Genomic DNA, 450 nt, shown 5'->3' on the forward strand with positions numbered 1-450 from the left:
CCTACGAGGTGGGTGGTGTCAGTGCTGGCGCGGCGACCGAAGTGACCCCAGACGAAATTAGGCAGGTTCGGCCGCTTTCGACCGACGATGTGCTTCGGGGCGTGCCGGGTATCCACGTCGTCGCGGAAGATGGCCGGGGGCTTCGCCCCAACATAGGCTTCCGCGGCTTGAATCCAGAACGCAGCCGCAAGACGTTGCTGCTCATGGACGGCATACCGTTTCAGCCCGCGGTCTACGGCGATCCGGCGGCCTACTTCAATGTACCGGTGGAGCTGATCGAGTCGATCGACGTGATCCGCGGCGCCTCCTCGGTCATGTATGGCCCGAATACGGTCGGCGGCGTGATCAACTACAGATTGCGCCGCCCCCCCCGGCAGCGGGAATTGACTTTTACAGAGACCGTGCGGCAGGGCGAGCTGTTTAGCACCCAATTCACGTACGGCAATGCTT

1 protein-coding gene is annotated in these 450 nt (G+C 62.7%); it reads left to right on the plus strand.

The window, feature by feature from the left end:
* On the plus strand, positions 1 to 450 hold a 450-nt coding region (locus ACTFO6_RS17700; RefSeq protein WP_439935735.1), incomplete at both ends, for a TonB-dependent receptor plug domain-containing protein.

The sequence above is a fragment of the Pelomicrobium sp. G1 genome (genome assembly GCF_051905455.1).
GTDB lineage: Bacteria > Pseudomonadota > Gammaproteobacteria > Burkholderiales > UBA6910 > Pelomicrobium.